At 34.3% G+C, this 15,952-nt stretch carries 20 protein-coding genes; 4 read left to right on the plus strand and 16 right to left on the minus strand.

What is annotated here, in order from left to right; all coding sequences use genetic code 11:
• Positions 1 to 2 precede the first annotated feature (2 nt).
• The 13 genes from rplE to rplC all read right to left on the minus strand — a co-directional run bounded on the left by rplE (position 3) and on the right by rplC (position 6,076).
• Positions 3 to 554, minus strand: coding sequence for a 50S ribosomal protein L5 (gene rplE / locus OEA66_RS07075; RefSeq protein ID WP_267280714.1), 552 nt, complete (start codon positions 552 to 554; stop codon positions 3 to 5).
• Between the two features lie 11 nt (positions 555 to 565).
• Positions 566 to 892 (minus strand): 50S ribosomal protein L24, encoded by a 327-nt coding sequence (gene rplX, locus OEA66_RS07080; protein WP_267280715.1) that lies wholly within the window; start codon positions 890 to 892, stop codon positions 566 to 568.
• A gap of 22 nt (positions 893 to 914) precedes the next feature.
• Positions 915 to 1,283, minus strand: a complete 369-nt coding sequence (gene rplN / locus OEA66_RS07085; RefSeq protein WP_034684837.1) for a 50S ribosomal protein L14 — start codon at positions 1,281 to 1,283, stop codon at positions 915 to 917.
• Between the two features lie 2 nt (positions 1,284 to 1,285).
• On the minus strand, positions 1,286 to 1,540 hold the full coding sequence (gene rpsQ, locus OEA66_RS07090; RefSeq protein ID WP_034678021.1) for a 30S ribosomal protein S17: 255 nt from the start codon (positions 1,538 to 1,540) through the stop codon (positions 1,286 to 1,288).
• 14 nt (positions 1,541 to 1,554) lie between these two features.
• On the minus strand, positions 1,555 to 1,740 hold the full coding sequence (gene rpmC / locus OEA66_RS07095) for a 50S ribosomal protein L29 (protein ID WP_267266470.1): 186 nt from the start codon (positions 1,738 to 1,740) through the stop codon (positions 1,555 to 1,557).
• Between the two features lie 12 nt (positions 1,741 to 1,752).
• Positions 1,753 to 2,178, minus strand: coding sequence for a 50S ribosomal protein L16 (gene rplP, locus OEA66_RS07100; RefSeq protein ID WP_267280716.1), 426 nt, complete (start codon positions 2,176 to 2,178; stop codon positions 1,753 to 1,755).
• Positions 2,179 to 2,254: 76 nt separating this feature from the next.
• Complete coding sequence (rpsC, locus tag OEA66_RS07105; RefSeq protein WP_066679842.1) at positions 2,255 to 3,001, minus strand: 30S ribosomal protein S3; 747 nt, start codon at positions 2,999 to 3,001, stop codon at positions 2,255 to 2,257.
• Positions 3,002 to 3,009: 8 nt separating this feature from the next.
• Positions 3,010 to 3,408, minus strand: a complete 399-nt coding sequence (rplV, locus tag OEA66_RS07110) for a 50S ribosomal protein L22 (RefSeq protein WP_267280717.1) — start codon at positions 3,406 to 3,408, stop codon at positions 3,010 to 3,012.
• A 2-nt stretch (positions 3,409 to 3,410) separates the two neighbouring features.
• A complete protein-coding gene (gene rpsS / locus OEA66_RS07115; protein WP_267266473.1) occupies positions 3,411 to 3,689 on the minus strand; it encodes a 30S ribosomal protein S19 in 279 nt (92 codons plus the stop codon).
• Positions 3,690 to 3,691: 2 nt separating this feature from the next.
• Complete coding sequence (gene rplB, locus OEA66_RS07120; protein WP_267280718.1) at positions 3,692 to 4,513, minus strand: 50S ribosomal protein L2; 822 nt, start codon at positions 4,511 to 4,513, stop codon at positions 3,692 to 3,694.
• Positions 4,514 to 4,535: 22 nt separating this feature from the next.
• Positions 4,536 to 4,826, minus strand: a complete 291-nt coding sequence (gene rplW / locus OEA66_RS07125) for a 50S ribosomal protein L23 (protein WP_047442263.1) — start codon at positions 4,824 to 4,826, stop codon at positions 4,536 to 4,538.
• 3 nt (positions 4,827 to 4,829) lie between these two features.
• Positions 4,830 to 5,459 (minus strand): 50S ribosomal protein L4, encoded by a 630-nt coding sequence (gene rplD / locus OEA66_RS07130; protein WP_066679846.1) that lies wholly within the window; start codon positions 5,457 to 5,459, stop codon positions 4,830 to 4,832.
• Positions 5,450 to 6,076 (minus strand): 50S ribosomal protein L3, encoded by a 627-nt coding sequence (gene rplC / locus OEA66_RS07135; RefSeq protein WP_267266476.1) that lies wholly within the window; start codon positions 6,074 to 6,076, stop codon positions 5,450 to 5,452. The genes rplD and rplC overlap by 10 nt, the downstream gene beginning before the upstream one ends.
• A gap of 242 nt (positions 6,077 to 6,318) precedes the next feature.
• Between rplC and OEA66_RS07140 the strand changes: the two genes are divergently transcribed.
• From OEA66_RS07140 to OEA66_RS07150, 3 genes are all read left to right on the plus strand, one after another.
• Entirely contained in the window at positions 6,319 to 6,732 is a 414-nt protein-coding gene (locus tag OEA66_RS07140) for a hypothetical protein (protein WP_267280719.1), read from the plus strand.
• Complete coding sequence (locus OEA66_RS07145; RefSeq protein WP_267280720.1) at positions 6,733 to 7,704, plus strand: hypothetical protein; 972 nt, start codon at positions 6,733 to 6,735, stop codon at positions 7,702 to 7,704.
• Between the two features lie 121 nt (positions 7,705 to 7,825).
• Positions 7,826 to 10,534: a hypothetical protein gene (locus tag OEA66_RS07150; RefSeq protein WP_267280721.1), complete on the plus strand. Its 2,709-nt coding sequence runs from the start codon at positions 7,826 to 7,828 to the stop codon at positions 10,532 to 10,534.
• 16 nt (positions 10,535 to 10,550) lie between these two features.
• Here the strand turns inward: OEA66_RS07150 and OEA66_RS07155 are convergent, their stop codons facing one another.
• Positions 10,551 to 11,048, minus strand: coding sequence for a low affinity iron permease family protein (locus tag OEA66_RS07155; RefSeq protein WP_267280722.1), 498 nt, complete (start codon positions 11,046 to 11,048; stop codon positions 10,551 to 10,553).
• A gap of 334 nt (positions 11,049 to 11,382) precedes the next feature.
• Here OEA66_RS07155 and OEA66_RS07160 point away from each other — a divergent pair, with 334 nt between their 5' ends.
• Complete coding sequence (locus tag OEA66_RS07160; RefSeq protein WP_267280723.1) at positions 11,383 to 13,119, plus strand: tetratricopeptide repeat protein; 1,737 nt, start codon at positions 11,383 to 11,385, stop codon at positions 13,117 to 13,119.
• Positions 13,120 to 13,507: 388 nt separating this feature from the next.
• On the opposite strand, the gene rpsJ is transcribed toward OEA66_RS07160, so the two are convergent.
• Both rpsJ and fusA read right to left on the minus strand, forming a co-directional pair.
• A complete protein-coding gene (gene rpsJ / locus OEA66_RS07165; protein WP_002661363.1) occupies positions 13,508 to 13,813 on the minus strand; it encodes a 30S ribosomal protein S10 in 306 nt (101 codons plus the stop codon).
• Between the two features lie 17 nt (positions 13,814 to 13,830).
• A complete protein-coding gene (gene fusA, locus OEA66_RS07170) occupies positions 13,831 to 15,948 on the minus strand; it encodes an elongation factor G (RefSeq protein ID WP_267280724.1) in 2,118 nt (705 codons plus the stop codon).
• Positions 15,949 to 15,952: the final 4 nt, after the last annotated feature.

The following is a 15,952-nucleotide window of genomic DNA, read 5'->3' on the forward strand; positions in this document are numbered from 1 at the left end:
TCTTAGTTCTTTTTGAACGGTAAACCGAAGTGAGTTAATAATGATTTAGCTTCTTTATCTGTTTTCGCAGTTGTAACGAAAGTAATGTCCATCCCTTGGATTTTCTTTACTTTGTCGATTACGATCTCAGGGAAGATAATCTGCTCAGTAATACCTAAGTTATAGTTACCTCTACCATCAAAACCATCAGCTTTGATACCAGAAAAATCTCTGATACGTGGTAAAGCAGAAGCAGTAAGTCTGTCTAAGAATTCGTACATTTTGTGAGCTCTAAGAGTTACCTTAGCACCTACAGGCATACCTTTTCTTAATTTGAAAGCAGCTTCATCTTTCTTAGAGATAGTACCAACAGCCTTTTGACCAGTGATATTTGTAAGTTCTTCTACAGCATAATCGATGATTTTTTTATCAGCAGTAGCGTCTCCTAAACCTTGAGATAAAATAATTTTCTCAAGTCTTGGTACCTGCATTACTGATTTGTATCCGAATTCTTCCATCATTGCTGGAACAATCGTTTCTAAATATGCTTTTTTGGGTCTTGCTATAAATTCCATGTGTTATTTAATTATAAAGTTTCACCCGTTTTTTTGTTGATTCTTACTTTCTTATCTCCTTCGATTTTGTAACCTACTTTGATAGCTTTTCCGTCTTTACCAACTAGAGCTACATTTGAGATATGAACAGAAGCTTCCTTCTCAGTGATTCCTCCTTGAGGATTAGAAGCTGAAGGCTTAACGTGTTTTTTAACGATGTTAAGACCTGCAACGATAACTCTAGGGTCTCTTCCTTCTTTTTTGATCACTTCAATAACTTCACCAGTTTTACCTTTGATATCTTTTTTACCAGTAGTAATGATTACGTTATCTCCTCTTTTTATTTTTAACTTTGACATTTTCTTTTAAAAATTTTTAAAATTAAAGTACTTCAGGAGCTAATGAAATGATTTTCATATATTCTTTGTCTCTCAACTCACGAGCAACCGGTCCGAAAACACGTGTTCCTCTCATTTCTCCTCCAGCGTTTAGTAATACACAAGCATTGTCTTCGAATTTGATGTATGAACCATCTTTTCTTCTCACTGCTTTTTTAGTTCTTACTACAACTGCTTTAGATACCTGACCTTTTTTTGCGTTTCCTGATGGTGTAGAATCTTTAATAGTAACTACGATTTTATCACCAACTGAAGCATATCTTCTTCTGGTTCCTCCCAGAACTCTGATAACCAATACTTCTTTAGCACCTGTGTTATCAGCAACTTTTAATCTTGATTCTGTTTGTAACATGATTACTTAGCTTTTTCAATGATTCTTACTAATCTCCATCTTTTACTCTTGCTTAAAGGTCTAGTTTCAGAAATTAAAACTGTATCTCCTTCGTTGCATTCGTTGTTTTCGTCGTGTGCAGTATATTTTTTCGTTTTCAAAACGAATTTACCGTACATCGGGTGTTTTACTCTCGTAGTTTCGCTAACAACAATAGTTTTTTCCATTTTATTACTGGAAACCACTCCGATTCTTTCTTTTCTTAAATTTCTATCCATTGTAAAAAGGAATATTATTGTTTGTTAGTTAACTCAGTGTTTAATCTTGCGATTGTCTTTCTCAAATCTCTGATTTGGATCGGGTTTTCAAGTGGGCTGATCTTGTGAGCCAATTTCATTTTTGAAAATTGAGCTTTAGCTTCAGTCAATTTAGCTTGAACATCTTCCGCGCTTAGATTTTTAATTTCAGCTTGTTTCATTGTATTCAGAGATTAAAGAGGTTTAACAAAATCGTTAGCAACTACAAATCTAGTCGTAACTGGTAATTTTTGTGCAGCAAGTCTTAATGCTTCTTTAGCGATTTCGTAAGATACACCTCCGATTTCGAACATAATTTTACCTGGTTTTACTACAGCTACCCAATATTCTACAGCACCTTTACCTTTACCCATCCTTACTTCGGCTGGTTTTTTAGTAATAGGTTTATCTGGAAATATTTTGATCCATAGTTGACCTTCTCTCTTCATATATCTTGTCGCAGCGATACGAGCAGCTTCGATTTGTCTTGCAGTAATCCAAGCACCTTCGTTAGCTTTGATTCCAAAAGTTCCATAAGCAAGTTGATTACCTCTCTGAGCAATCCCCTTCATTTTCATCTTATGAACTCTACGGAATTTGGTTCTTTTTGGTTGTAACATAATTTTAAATTTTAGATTTTAGAATTTAGATTTTAAAAAAGTAACGGTCGTTTAAAAACTATCCTCTAAAATTTTATTAATTATTTTTTTTATCTCTTGAAGGTCTTCTGTTATCTCTATCTCCTCCTCTTTCTCTGTTTCCACCACCTGAAGGACCACCTTTCTTCTGTTGTCCTACTAATGGCATAAGATCTCTCTTACCATACACTTCTCCTTTCATGATCCAAACTTTAACTCCCAGCTTACCGTATTGAGTTAAAGCTTCACCGATATGATAATCGATGTCTGCTCTGAAAGTAGACAATGGGATTCTTCCGTCTTTGAAAGACTCAGATCTTGCCATTTCAGCACCGTTCAATCTACCAGAGATTTGAACTTTGATACCTTCAGCACCCATTCTCATTGTAGAAGCGATAGCCATCTTCACAGCTCTTCTGTAAGAAATTCTGTTTTCGATTTGCTTAGCGATACTGTCTGCAACTAATACTGCATCAAGTTCAGGTCTTTTGATTTCGAAGATGTTGATTTGAATATCCTTTTTTGTAAGTTTCTTCAATTCTTCTTTCAACTTGTCAACTTCCTGACCTCCTTTACCGATGATTAATCCCGGTCTAGCAGTAGTGATTGTTACAGTTACTAATTTAAGTGTTCTTTCAATATAAATTTTTGAAATTCCACCTTTAGATAATCTTGCTTCAAGGTATCTTCTGATTTTGTAATCTTCAGCGATTCTATCACCGTAGTTTTTACCACCAAACCAGTTAGAATCCCATCCTCTGATGATACCTAATCTGTTACCAATTGGATTTGTCTTCTGTCCCATACCTTGAATTAATTTTCTTTTGTACCTAAGATTAATGTAATGTGGTTTGATCTTTTTCTGATTCTGTACCCTCTACCTTGTGGAGCTGGTCTTAGTCTCTTCAATTGTCTTGCACTGTCTACAAAAATTTCTTTAACGATAAGGTTTGCTTCTTCAATATCAGCACCTTCGTTTTTAGACTGCCAGTTTGCCATTGCAGAAAGTAATACTTTCTCCAATTTGTTTGACGCATCTTTCTTTGAATATTTTAGAATGCTTAAAGCTTTATCTACTTCTACCCCTCTGATGATATCAGCTACTAATCTCATTTTTCTTGGAGAAGAAGGGCAATCATTGTGTAACGCTTTCGCTACATCCTGATTTGTTAATTTACGTGCTAATGCACTTTCTCTTTTTCTTGATCCCATGATTATCTGCTACCTTTGTTTTTGTTACCACCATGACCTCTGAAAGATCTTGTTGGAGAAAATTCGCCTAACTTGTGACCTACCATGTTTTCTGTAACGTAAACAGGGATAAAAGATTTCCCGTTGTGTACAGCAATAGTTTGTCCTACGAAGTCCGGAGAGATCATTGATGCTCTAGACCAAGTTTTGATAACTGTTTTTTTACCAGCTTCTACGTTTGCCTGAACCTTCTTATCTAAAGTATGATGAATGAATGGTCCTTTTTTAAGTGATCTTGCCATAATTATTTTCTTTTAGATACGATGTAACGGTTAGACACTTTGTTTTTCTTTCTAGTTTTGTAACCTTTAGCCGGCATACCGTTTCTAGATCTTGGGTGACCTCCAGAAGAACGTCCTTCACCACCTCCCATTGGGTGATCTACAGGGTTCATTACTACTGGTCTTGTTCTTGGTCTTCTACCTAACCATCTGCTTCTACCAGCCTTACCTGAAACAGTTAACTGATGATCAGAGTTAGAAACAGATCCAACCATTGCATAACATTCAGTAAGGATCATTCTAGATTCTCCTGAAGGCAATTTTACGATTGCATATTTACCGTCTCTTGAAGTTAATTGAGCTGATGAACCAGCACTTCTAGCTAAGATTGCACCTTGACCTGGCTTCATTTCGATACAAGAAATTACAGTTCCCAAAGGAATGTTTTTCAGTTTCATTGCGTTACCTACATTAGGCTCTACGCTTTCACCAGAAATAATTTTTTGGTCAACTTTGATACCGTTTGGAGCGATGATATATCTCTTCTCTCCGTCTGCATATTCAACTAAAGCGATGAAAGCAGTTCTGTTTGGATCGTACTCTACAGTTTTTACCGTTGCTTCAACATCATGCTTGTTTCTTTTGAAGTCGATAATTCTGTATTTCTTTTTGTGTCCACCTCCGGTGTAACGCATGGTCATTTTACCAGTTTGGTTACGTCCACCTGACTTACTAATACCAACGGTTAGAGATTTCTCTGGTTTGTTGGTAGTAATTTCCTCAAAATTGTTTACAATTCTGAATCTCTGTCCTGGGGTGATAGGTTTTAATTTTCTAACAGACATTACTATTATTTATAATTAATAATTAATTTACAGCAAAAATGTCGATTACTTCTCCTTCAGCAAGAGTGATAACCGCCTTTTTCAATTTGTTTGTCTTTCCTACTTGAAGACCTTTTTTCGTGTATTTCGAAGAAACTTTAGGAGCATAAATCATGGTTCTAACGTCTGCTACTTTCACACCGTAAGCTTGCTCAATTGCATTTTTAATTTGGATTTTATTCGCCTTAGGTTGTACTAAGAAAGAATAAGCACCTCTTAAATCTGTAAGATAGTTAGCTTTTTCTGAAATAACTGGTTTAATAATTAGTGACATGATTTATTTCTTTAAATTTTCCTGGAATTTTTCAACTGCACCTTCTAAGAAAACGATCTCACCTGCGTTGATTAAGTCATAAGAAGAAATTTCGTTGAATTTCATAACTTTAGTCTTAGGTAAGTTTCTTGAAGATAAATATACATTCTTGTTTGTATCAGCTAAAATGAATAAAGACTTCTTGTCGTTCAATGCTAATGCATTCAATACAGTGATGAAATCTTTAGTTTTAGGAGCAGCAATGCTCAAACCTTCAACAATTCTGATGCTGTTGTCTCTCATTTTCTGAGAAAGAACAGATTTTTTAGCTAATCTCTTAAGAGCTTTATTCAATTTGAATCTGTAGTCTCTTGGCTTAGGACCGAACACTCTACCTCCACCTCTAAAAGTAGGAGATTTAATATCACCGTATCTAGCAGAACCAGATCCTTTTTGCTTCTTAAGTTTTTTAGTAGAAGCAGTAATTTCGCTTCTTTCTTTTGATTTATGAGTACCTTGACGCTGTGCAGCAAGATACTGTTTTACTTCTAAGTAAACCGCGTGCTTGTTTGGCTCAATTCCGAAGATAGATTCGTCAAGAGTTACTTTCTTTCCGGTTTCTTTTCCTGATGTATTTAATACTACTAGTTCCATTTTCTGATAATTACATAAGAATTTTTAGCTCCCGGAACAGCACCTTTTACTACTAAAAGATTTTGTTCTTGATCCACTTTTAATACTTGAAGGTTTTGTACAGTTACCTGCTTACCTCCCATTCTACCTGCCATTCTCATCCCCTTGAATACTCTAGAAGGATCTGATCCCGCACCGATTGAACCTGGAGCTCTTAATCTGTTGTGCTGACCGTGAGTAGCTTGCATTACACCTCCAAATCCGTGTCTTTTAACAACACCCTGGAAACCTTTACCTTTTGAAGTTCCTGTTACGTCAACAAATTCACCTTCAGCGAATAGATCAACTTTTACTTCTTCTCCTACTTTTACTTCGTCAACGAATTCTCTGTAGAATTCTACCAACTTAGCTTTAGGAGTTGAACCAGCCTTTTTAAAATGACCAGCTAACGCTTTACCAACGTTCTTCTCACTCTTGTCATCGAAACCTAACTGAACAGATTTATATCCGTCCTTTTCAATGGTTCTGACCTGTAAAACTGAGCAAGGACCTGCCTGGATAACGGTACACGGCATATTTTTGCCGTTTTCGTCAAACAGAGAAGTCATCCCAATTTTTTTTCCAATAATACCTGACATTATTTATATAATATGTTATAAAATTTTCTTGTATTCACTTTCATTTTTCGAGTTCTCAAATAATTACCAAGTTTGAATTGGGCATATTCCTCCCCTAAAATGAGTGTGCAAATGTATGAATAAAATTTAATTTGACAAATATTTCTTGCAAAATATTTTGATTTTTAATCATTTAGCAGATTTGCATCATTTTTGAAATGAAATTCTTTTAATTAATTTTTTAATTTTGAGAAAAAAGAAATATGAGAACTATTTTCACCACGCTTTTAATCTGTTTTAGCACTGTATTATTTTCACAGGCTAAAACACCTTTTACAGGCAAAAGACACTTCAATATAGAACAGGGAGCAAGCGGTTCCGGAACTCCCACCTATTATTTAGATATAAAGAGAAATGGAAATGTACATTTTGGATTTCTTCAAATCAACCAAGCCGATGGAAAAGAAACAAAAGAAGAAATAAATGCCGGAAAATACAATCCGAAAGTAATGAAAGTACATTTTAAAACTTATAATGAAACATTTTATGTAAAGTTCGACAAAGAAAAAATATATCTTACCGACAAAAACGGCGAAATAAAAAAATCAGACGATTGCTGTCCGATTTCTGAAATGGCAGAAATAAATTGCAGTTGTCACAGTCCACTTTATCAATAAATGAAAACGCTATACCCCTTACTTATTTGTCTGCTCATTGCATCTTGCAGCAAACAAGAAAAACACCTTCACACATTTTATTACTGGAAAACCAATCTTAAACTCAATTCTGTTGAAAAGAAAGTTTTAGATCAATCTGATAGTCTGTTTTTATACACCCGCTTTTTTGATGTTGATAAAATTGATGGAAAATTTGAACCAGTTGCCGTTATTACAAAGGATAAAAGTTTTAAAACAGAAAAAGAAATTGTTCCAACAGTTTTCATTACCAACCGAAGTTTTTTAAATATTCAAAAAGAAGAAATTGGTTTTTTGGCTGAAAAAGTGAACACTTTAATTCATAAAAAAATCAAAGATTACGGTTTAAAGGTCAACAACGAAATTCAAATCGATTGCGACTGGACTTCCGGAACGAAAGACGATTATTTCGAATTTTTAAAGGAGTTAAAAAAGATTTCACAAAAAGAAATCACCTGCACTTTGCGACTTCATCAGGTAAAAGATAAAAATATCACAGGAATTCCGCCTGTTGAAAATGTTTACCTGATGTGCTATTCTACTTCTTCACCGTTAGAAAATTCGGATAAAAATTCGATTTTAGATTTGAATGTTCTGAAAAGCTATTTATCAAAACTGGAAGATTATCCAATTAAAAAAATTGAAGTTGCACTTCCGATTTACTCGTGGGGAATTGTAACCAATCATTTGGGAAAACACAAACTCATTAATGCGCTTTCCACAAAAGATTTAGATAATCCTGATTTCAAAAAGATTTCCGAGAATGAAGTTAAAGTTTTAAAAGACGGATTTTACTTCGGAAACTTTTTAAATAAAGGTTTTAAAATAAAAATCGAGGAAATCACCGAAGAGCAACTTGAAAATGCCATTCAATTTTTAGATAAAAAAATAGGTACTTATAACATTATATATTATCAATTAGATAGTAAATTTGTGGAAGGACGGATTTTCTGAGTTAAACTTGATGATGGATGAAATTCTAAATTCGCAGCAAAATTTTGTACAACCTTGTGAAATCTGTGGGATTTAATTGTCATTCAGATTTTAAAATTTAAATAAAACACCAACAAACAATATGAAAAAGTATATCATTTCACTTTCAATTGCATCGCTGTTCTATACTAAGACCGAAGCTTGCGCATGGTCTGATCCTGATTATGATTATTTTAATCTTTTCACCCAGAGCATTATAAAAGACAAATCTTATCTACCTTTTTTACATAATTATTCTGACCGGTTTTACACCAACTATAAACCTTCTCAGATCCCTGATGAAAATATTGAATCGTGGAGAAAGTTTTTTGGAAATCAATTGAGTTATACTGAAACCAATTATTTGGTAAACAAAGTAAGCTTAAATGATTTAAACGAACTAAAAAAAGGAACGCCAAACAATCAGTTTTTAAACAAATTGGGAACTGGTTTTTATGCTAAATATCGCGAAGCGGTTGATTATTTAATTGAAGCAAAATATCTTGAGCCTTACATGAGGATTAATTACGTAGAGGGTGCAGATTCATTTTATTACAGAGAAAACGAAAATGATAAAAACGCAACGAAATTAGATTACAGCAAAACCATTTCAGCATTAACCTCTTTATATAATGCAGCGAAAAATCCTGAAATCAAGCAGCGATACGGTTATCAGTTGGTGAGATTCAATCACTATACAAGAAATTATGATTCTGCGGTTGAAGCTTTCAAAAAATATGTACAACCTATAAAATTGAAAGGAGCTCCTTATTATATGGCACTCGATCAATTGGCAGGAGCTCAGAGAGGACTTCAGTTGGGAAACGAAGCCAACTGGAATTTCTTTCAGGTTTTTATGAACTCAAAAAGCCGTAAAGAATCTTCTTTTGTTTCGATGAAGCTATCAGATTCAGCTTCTTTCAAAAACATTATGAAAAGAGCTGGAACGAATGAGGAGAAAAACATGGCGTATTTTCTTTTGGGATATGAAGATTTTACCAATCCGATTCCCATGATGGAAAAGATGTACGACATCGATCCAGACTCCGAAATTCTGAAAGTAATGGCTGCAAGAAGCATCAATGAATTGGAAAGAAATTATCTTCCGACTTATTATTACGCTTCAAAAGATTCAAGTAAAAATTTAGATAAGAAAGACAACAATTCAACCACTACAAAAACAGAAGTCAAGAAAAAGGAATTGAGTTTCTGGCAGAAAATTGTTCTTTTCTTTAAAAACCTTTTTGGCGGAAAAAAATCTGAGAAAACCGATTCTAAATCTGAACAAAGCAATGATGAACTGTTTGAAAACCCAGACAGAATTCCAACTTTTGTTAAAAACAATTCTTATTACTGGTCTGAAGATCAAAATCAGAAAGACTTCATCGATGATCTAGAAAAATTCACCGCTAAAACCAAAGAAAAATCCAAAGACGAATATTGGCAGATTGCAGATGCCTATTTAAAGTTCCTTAAAAAAGATTACGAAGAGAGCAGTGATATTTTAGCAGATATTAAAACGAATAATCCTGAATATCTTGAAGAAATCAAGAGAATGAAAGTTCTGAACGATATTGTTTCTCAGCCTAAAATTGATGCGGAATATGAAGATCATTTAATGAAAGATTACGCTGAGTATTTTGTTGAAAAAGCTCCCGTGAAAAAAGATAGCACAGAAGTTAATGATTACGATTATTATGTTGATGCTCCGTCTACTGCAGATTTCCTGAAAGATGTTTTAGCCAACCGTTATTTCCTTCAAGGTGAAGACGGAAAATCTTTCCTGATGAATAACAAACTTTCGGATTTGCAATACAACCCCAATTCAAGTTTGGTAAAAAGTGTGGAAGAGTTTTACAAAAAGTCAGACAAAACACAATTCGAGAAACAAATTATTGCTAAAAATCTTGATGATGTAGGAAATATAGATGCATTCTTTGCCGATATTTATGGCGACAGAGCGATGAGACTGGCAGATTTTGACAAAGCGAAATCTTATTATCAGAAAGCGCTGAAATTTTCGGGAATTCCGAGAGAGAACTATGAAACTTATAATTCTGAAACCGGAAAATATGAAAAACTGGTTTACGACGGTTCAAATTATGACGGCTACAACAATATTCCAAATCAGGTTTTCGGTCATAATGTTTGGGAAAGCTTCCAAAGTTCTGATGTCGAAAGTATGAAAGCCGAGGATTATTCTGCCTTTCCATTTATTAAAACTAAAATGAATAAGCTGGAATTAGCCGATGCATTGGTTCAGCTTAAAAAAATAGGAACCGGAAAAGATGCGAAAGCCATTCAAGCCAATCAACTCATTGGAAACGTTCTGTACAACACTTCGATTCTCGGCTATTACAGACAGCTTTTCGTAATGGATGTTGACAACAGCAACGGTGGAAAATACGATTTTTGGGCAACCGAAAGACAAAATCCTTTTCAATATTATTATAAAGATTTTACCAATACCACTTTCATCGAGCCCGATAATTTTGATTTGGCAATTAATTATTACAAAAAAGCATTTGATCTATCGACAGACAGAGAACAGAAAGCGAGAGTTTTATTTCAAATGGCAAGTGCAGAACAGGGAAAATATTATCAGTACGAAGCGAAACATCAAGCCAATATCGATTATTCTGATCCTAAATGGTCTGAGAAAAACGACAGCTATGAAAAACAAATGGGCGATCTGAAAAACCAAAAATACAGAACCTACTTTACCCAACTTAAATCTCAGTTTTCAAATACCGAAACAGCGAGAGAGCTTTTGGGAAGCTGTAGTTATTTTGATTATTTTATGAAGAGGTAAGTTATAGAAGGAATCGTTAAGATTCCTTTTTTTGTTGTTGCTTCAAAAGCCATTCATCATGCTTTTTTCTGAAAATATCATGTTTTCTATCCTGATTTCTTTTAGCAGCATCAATAGAATGTGAAGTGTGAATATCTGTATCGTCTTCAGCAAAGTCTGCCAGTTTTTCGTAATAGCAGTGTAATTGATCCAATTCTTTTTCGGTAAGATCTTCGATGTCAACAATTCGGTTGCTTGCTTTTTCGTTGGCAGCAATTAATTCATTTAATTTTATCTGAATCGCTTTTGAATCTTTATTTTGAGATTTCTGGATCAGAAAAACCATTAGAAAAGTAATAATAGTCGTACCGGTATTGATGACCAACTGCCAAGTTTCAGAATAATTAAAAACAGGTCCGGAAGCTGCCCAAATCACAACGATAGCAACCGCTCCTATAAAAGCATATGAACTGCCCGTAAATTTCGTCGCCCAATTGGCAAATTTTTCAAAAACACTTTTATCTGATGTAGACATTTTTTTTTAATTAAAATTACAAAAAAACACTTACCCATTAAGATAAGTGTTCATAATAACTTTTCATCATCCAGAAACTCTATGTCTAAAATAAAAAATATGGTTATTAGTTTTTATTGATTTCTAGACATTTCGTTTCCTTAAATTTTTTCTTTAAAAATCATTTATTAAATTTAATCTTTTAAAGATTATCTTATTATGTTTAAGACACTCCAAAAATATAGGGATATGGTAAAAATACCAAAAATTAGGGGTGGACAAAAAGGTGGACATTTTAAAATAAACTAATTATCAAAAACTTACACTTAAAAACAGTCTTGAATATTGAAAATCTATGGTAAAATTTTTATTATTTTTAATCCTCATTTTCTTTAATGCATTTTTTAGTGCACAGATTTTCTTTACATCAAATCATTCTTCTTCTGATAAAAAAATAATTGATGACATTGCACATCAATATCCTGACTTTAAAAATAAAACGACAAAAGATTTCACCGATTTTATTGATGAATACACCCGAAAAAATTCTTTAAAAAACCAAAAAGTAAAAGAGATTGTCATTAATGTTTTTTCAGCATTAAAAACCGCAGAAAAAATAGATCAACTCAACTTCACTACCAATCGTCTTTTTGAAAAAGCGATTGCAGATGCTCGAGCTGAAAAAAGAATTGACCTTGAAATTTGGGCATCACTGCATTACGCATTCTATTTTTATACTTATCGGAAGTATGAAAAGTCATTTCCTCTTTTTATGTTTTGCATTGAAAATTTAGACAAAACTGAAGATGAAGATGTCATTCAAATAAGTGAAACCTATAAAAAGATTGCCTATTTTCTTACAACAACCGACGAATTTTCAAAAGCCGAAGAGTATCTGAAGAAAGCCGAAAAATATGCAGAGCCAAACAGCAGCGAATTGGCAAGTATTCTTAATACTCTAGGACATTGCAGCGCAAAGACGAATAAATTATCAGAAGCGAAAAATTATTTCGAAAAGACTTTAAAAATTGCTCAGAAAAGTGGAGATGAAGTTCGGTATGCGAAAGCACTGGGAAGTTTAGCTGAAATCGAACTTAAAAAGAAAAACTACGACAAAGCGATTTCACTTTTAGAAAAAGACATTGAAATCTCAGAGAAGAATAAAAATAATCAAAATTCAATGTATGCTTTGACGGTTTTGAGTAAAAGTTATTTTGAAAAAGGCGACATCAAAAATGCTGAAAAATATCTTGAAGAAGCTAAAAATTATTCCCAGTCTAAATCTTATTTCAGGAGTGCGGAATTTGGTATTAATGAAATGATTTTAAGAATTGCGGAAATTAAAGGTGACAACAAAACAGAACTTCAGACAAGAAGACGACTCGAAAAATTAAAAGATTCTCTTAAAGATTATGATGGGAAAGAAACTATTCTAAAAGTCGGTTGGGAATCTCAAAAAAATCAGCTGCAGTTAAAAGTTCAAATGGAACAGGCAAAGCAGGAGAAAGAATCTTACATGAAAATTGCAGCGATTGTTGTATGTTTTCTGCTTATTTTAATTATTATTTCTGTTATTCGTACGTACCGTCACAAAATGAAAAGTAAAAAAAGCGAGTATGAGAAAAAAGTTCTGAATCTTTTAATCGATAAAATAAAATCTGAAAATAAGCTAAATACCACTCATAAAACCATTCATTCATATCAGGTTTATCTTGCAGAAAAAAACAAGCAAATCGAAGTACTCGAAAAAGAGATGGAAAAAATAAAAAACTCATCTTTTTCTGAGCTTGAAGAAAAATCAGGTGAGCTGCAAAAGCTGTTGGAATCTCATTTGATGACCGATGAAAACTGGAAGAATTTCAGAAATGCATTTATTCAACGATATCCGTCGCAATATAAAGAACTCACAGATCAATATCCTGATTTAACCGATTCTAATATGCGAATCATTATTCTGACTAAACTGAGTATGAATAACACTGAAATATCGCGTCTTTTGGGCGTTACTTTAGATGCGGTAAAAAAAGCGAAACATCGTCTCCGTAAAAAGTATGAAAATGATTGTGGAAGTCTTTTTGAGCAGATTTTATAATATTATTTAATGGGATTTTAAGGCTTTATCAATATCAATGGGATTGTTTTCCTTGAGCATCATTTTTCTTCTTTCATCAGACATTCCTTGTTTGGTCTCAAACTTTTTATCTGTACTCCTATTACATAAAATGTGTTTTCGGAATTGGTATTAGACTTAAATGATTCTGCAATATTCTGCAAAGAATTGTTATAAATTTCTAATTGCTTTTAGCAATGATTTTTTAGAGAAAGAAATCGTTTTTTTTCATTTCTAAATTTTAATTAAATTTATCAATACTATCTGAATTAACCGGAATTGTATTTTAATTAATTCAATTAAAATAAAAAAATCCCCAATCTTTCGAAAGGGGATTTATATTAAGATGATAAGCCAAAAGGCTCAATTATCACACTTTAATTTCTACGTCAACTCCTGAAGGAAGTTCTAATTTCATTAGAGCATCTACAGTTTTAGAAGAAGAAGAGTAGATATCCATCAATCTCTTGTGAGCTGACAATTGGAACTGCTCTCTTGCTTTCTTGTTTACGTGCGGAGATCTTAGTACTGTAAAGATTCTCTTGTTCGTAGGCAATGGAATTGGTCCGTTTACAACAGCACCAGTAGCCTTTACCGTTTTTACGATCTTCTCAGCAGACTTGTCCACCAAGTTGTAATCGTAAGATTTTAGTTTTATTCTGATTCTTTGTGACATTTCTTTGATTTAAAAAATTAACCTTTTGCTTTAGCAATGATATCTTCAGCAACGTTTTGAGGAGTAGCCTGGTACTTCTCTAATTCCATAGAAGAAGTAGCTCTTCCTGATGAAAGTGTTCTTAGAGTCGTAACATATCCGAACATTTCAGATAATGGAACTGAACCTTTGATTACAACGGCACCGTTCTTTTCTTCCTGTCCACTGATCGTACCTCTTCTCTTGTTAAGGTCACCAATGATGTTACCCATATACTCTTCTGGAGTTACAACCTCCAATTTCATAATAGGCTCCATAATTACTGGCTTAGCAGCACGTCCCGCTTCTTTAAATCCTAATTTTGCAGCCAATTCAAAAGAAAGTGCATCAGAATCCACCGCGTGGAAAGATCCGTCTTTAAGAGTAACTTTAATACCTTCAACTTCGAAACCAGCCAAAGGACCGTTTTTCATTGCCGCTTTAAAGCCTTTTTCAATGGCAGGAACAAATTCTCTAGGAACGTTACCACCTTTGATCTCATTGATGAATTCTAAACCAATTTTACCTTCATCAGCTGGTCCAAGATCGAATACGATATCCGCAAATTTACCTTTACCACCAGATTGTTTTTTGTAAACTTCTCTATGGCTGGCAACTTTTGTAAGATTTTCTTTGTACTCTACTTGAGGCTGTCCTTGGTTAACTTCAACTTTGAATTCTCTCTTCATACGGTCAACAATGATATCCAAGTGAAGCTCACCCATACCAGAAATGATCGTTTGTCCAGAAGCTTCGTCAGTTCTCACTGTGAAAGTAGGATCCTCTTCAGCCAATTTAGCTAGAGCGTTACCCATTTTATCTTGGTCAGCTTTAGTTTTAGGCTCAACAGCGATACCAATTACCGGATCAGGGAAAACCATCGATTCTAGAACGATTGGGTTTTTCTCGTCACACATTGTATCACCAGTTTTGATAGATTTGAAACCTACCGCTGCACCAATATCTCCTGCTTCAATATATTCTACAGGATTTTGCTTGTTAGCGTGCATCTGATAGATTCTAGAGATTCTTTCTTTATCTCCTGAACGTGTGTTCAAGATGTAAGAACCTGCATCTAGTCTTCCAGAGTATGCTCTGAAGAATGCCAATCTTCCTACGAAAGGATCGGTAGCAATCTTGAATGCCAAAGCCGCGAAAGGCTCTTTTACGTCTGGTTTTCTTGTGATCTCAGCGTCAGTTCTTGGGTCAGTACCTTTGATATCATCTTTATCCAATGGAGAAGGCAAATATTTACATACTGCATCCAACATAAACTGTACTCCTTTATTTTTGAATGAAGAACCACAAGTCATCGGGATAATAGAAAGATCGATAGTCGCTTTTCTCAAAGCTTCGTTGATCTCATCTTCAGAGATAGAATCTGGATCTTCGAAGAATTTCTCCATCAAAGTATCATCGTAGTCAGCCACAGCTTCTACTAGTTTCTCTCTGTATTCCAGAACTTCAGCTTTCATATCCTCAGGAATTGGAACTACCTCGAAAGTAGCACCTTGTCCTGCCTCATCCCAGATGATCGCCCTGTTTTTGATCAAGTCAACAACACCTTTGAAATCTTCTTCAGCACCGATTGGCAAAACGATTGGAACTGCGTTTGATCCCAACATTGTCTTAACCTGGTTTACCACGTTAAGGAAGTCAGCACCTTGACGGTCCATTTTGTTTACGAATCCCATTCTTGCAACTTTGTAGTTGTCAGCAAGTCTCCAGTTTGTTTCAGACTGAGGCTCTACTCCATCTACTGCAGAGAAAAGAAAAACCAATCCATCCAATACTCTCAAAGATCTGTTAACCTCTACTGTGAAGTCAACGTGTCCTGGTGTATCGATGATGTTGAAGTGGTAAGGTTTAGTATCAGCTAATGGCTTACCTTGGTCTGTTGGGAAATTCCAAGAACAAGTAGTTGCAGCAGAAGTAATTGTAATACCTCTTTCCGCTTCCTGCTCCATCCAGTCCATTGTAGAAGCACCATCGTGAACCTCACCAATTTTATGGTTTACACCTGTATAGAATAAGATTCTTTCTGTAGTGGTAGTTTTACCGGCATCAATGTGCGCAGCAATACCAATATTTCTTGTAAATTTAAGATCTCTACTCATTTCT

Origin of the sequence: Chryseobacterium luquanense (assembly GCF_026460945.1) — a bacterium.
Lineage (GTDB): Bacteria > Bacteroidota > Bacteroidia > Flavobacteriales > Weeksellaceae > Chryseobacterium > Chryseobacterium luquanense.

Bases quoted from the DNA above. Each gene is read 5' to 3' on its own strand.
- rplE (WP_267280714.1), bottom strand. From the start codon at position 554: ATGGAATTTATAGCAAGACCCAAAAAAGCATATTTAGAAACGATTGTT.
- rplX (WP_267280715.1), bottom strand. From the start codon at position 892: ATGTCAAAGTTAAAAATAAAAAGAGGAGATAACGTAATCATTACTACT.
- rplN (WP_034684837.1), bottom strand. From the start codon at position 1,283: ATGTTACAAACAGAATCAAGATTAAAAGTTGCTGATAACACAGGTGCT.
- rpsQ (WP_034678021.1), bottom strand. From the start codon at position 1,540: ATGGATAGAAATTTAAGAAAAGAAAGAATCGGAGTGGTTTCCAGTAAT.
- rpmC (WP_267266470.1), bottom strand. From the start codon at position 1,740: ATGAAACAAGCTGAAATTAAAAATCTAAGCGCGGAAGATGTTCAAGCT.
- rplP (WP_267280716.1), bottom strand. From the start codon at position 2,178: ATGTTACAACCAAAAAGAACCAAATTCCGTAGAGTTCATAAGATGAAA.
- rpsC (WP_066679842.1), bottom strand. From the start codon at position 3,001: ATGGGACAGAAGACAAATCCAATTGGTAACAGATTAGGTATCATCAGA.
- rplV (WP_267280717.1), bottom strand. From the start codon at position 3,408: ATGGGATCAAGAAAAAGAGAAAGTGCATTAGCACGTAAATTAACAAAT.
- rpsS (WP_267266473.1), bottom strand. From the start codon at position 3,689: ATGGCAAGATCACTTAAAAAAGGACCATTCATTCATCATACTTTAGAT.
- rplB (WP_267280718.1), bottom strand. From the start codon at position 4,513: ATGTCTGTTAGAAAATTAAAACCTATCACCCCAGGACAGAGATTCAGA.
- rplW (WP_047442263.1), bottom strand. From the start codon at position 4,826: ATGTCACTAATTATTAAACCAGTTATTTCAGAAAAAGCTAACTATCTT.
- rplD (WP_066679846.1), bottom strand. From the start codon at position 5,459: ATGGAACTAGTAGTATTAAATACATCAGGAAAAGAAACCGGAAAGAAA.
- rplC (WP_267266476.1), bottom strand. From the start codon at position 6,076: ATGTCAGGTATTATTGGAAAAAAAATTGGGATGACTTCTCTGTTTGAC.
- OEA66_RS07140 (WP_267280719.1), top strand. From the start codon at position 6,319: ATGAGAACTATTTTCACCACGCTTTTAATCTGTTTTAGCACTGTATTA.
- OEA66_RS07145 (WP_267280720.1), top strand. From the start codon at position 6,733: ATGAAAACGCTATACCCCTTACTTATTTGTCTGCTCATTGCATCTTGC.
- OEA66_RS07150 (WP_267280721.1), top strand. From the start codon at position 7,826: ATGAAAAAGTATATCATTTCACTTTCAATTGCATCGCTGTTCTATACT.
- OEA66_RS07155 (WP_267280722.1), bottom strand. From the start codon at position 11,048: ATGTCTACATCAGATAAAAGTGTTTTTGAAAAATTTGCCAATTGGGCG.
- OEA66_RS07160 (WP_267280723.1), top strand. From the start codon at position 11,383: ATGGTAAAATTTTTATTATTTTTAATCCTCATTTTCTTTAATGCATTT.
- rpsJ (WP_002661363.1), bottom strand. From the start codon at position 13,813: ATGTCACAAAGAATCAGAATAAAACTAAAATCTTACGATTACAACTTG.
- fusA (WP_267280724.1), bottom strand. From the start codon at position 15,948: ATGAGTAGAGATCTTAAATTTACAAGAAATATTGGTATTGCTGCGCAC.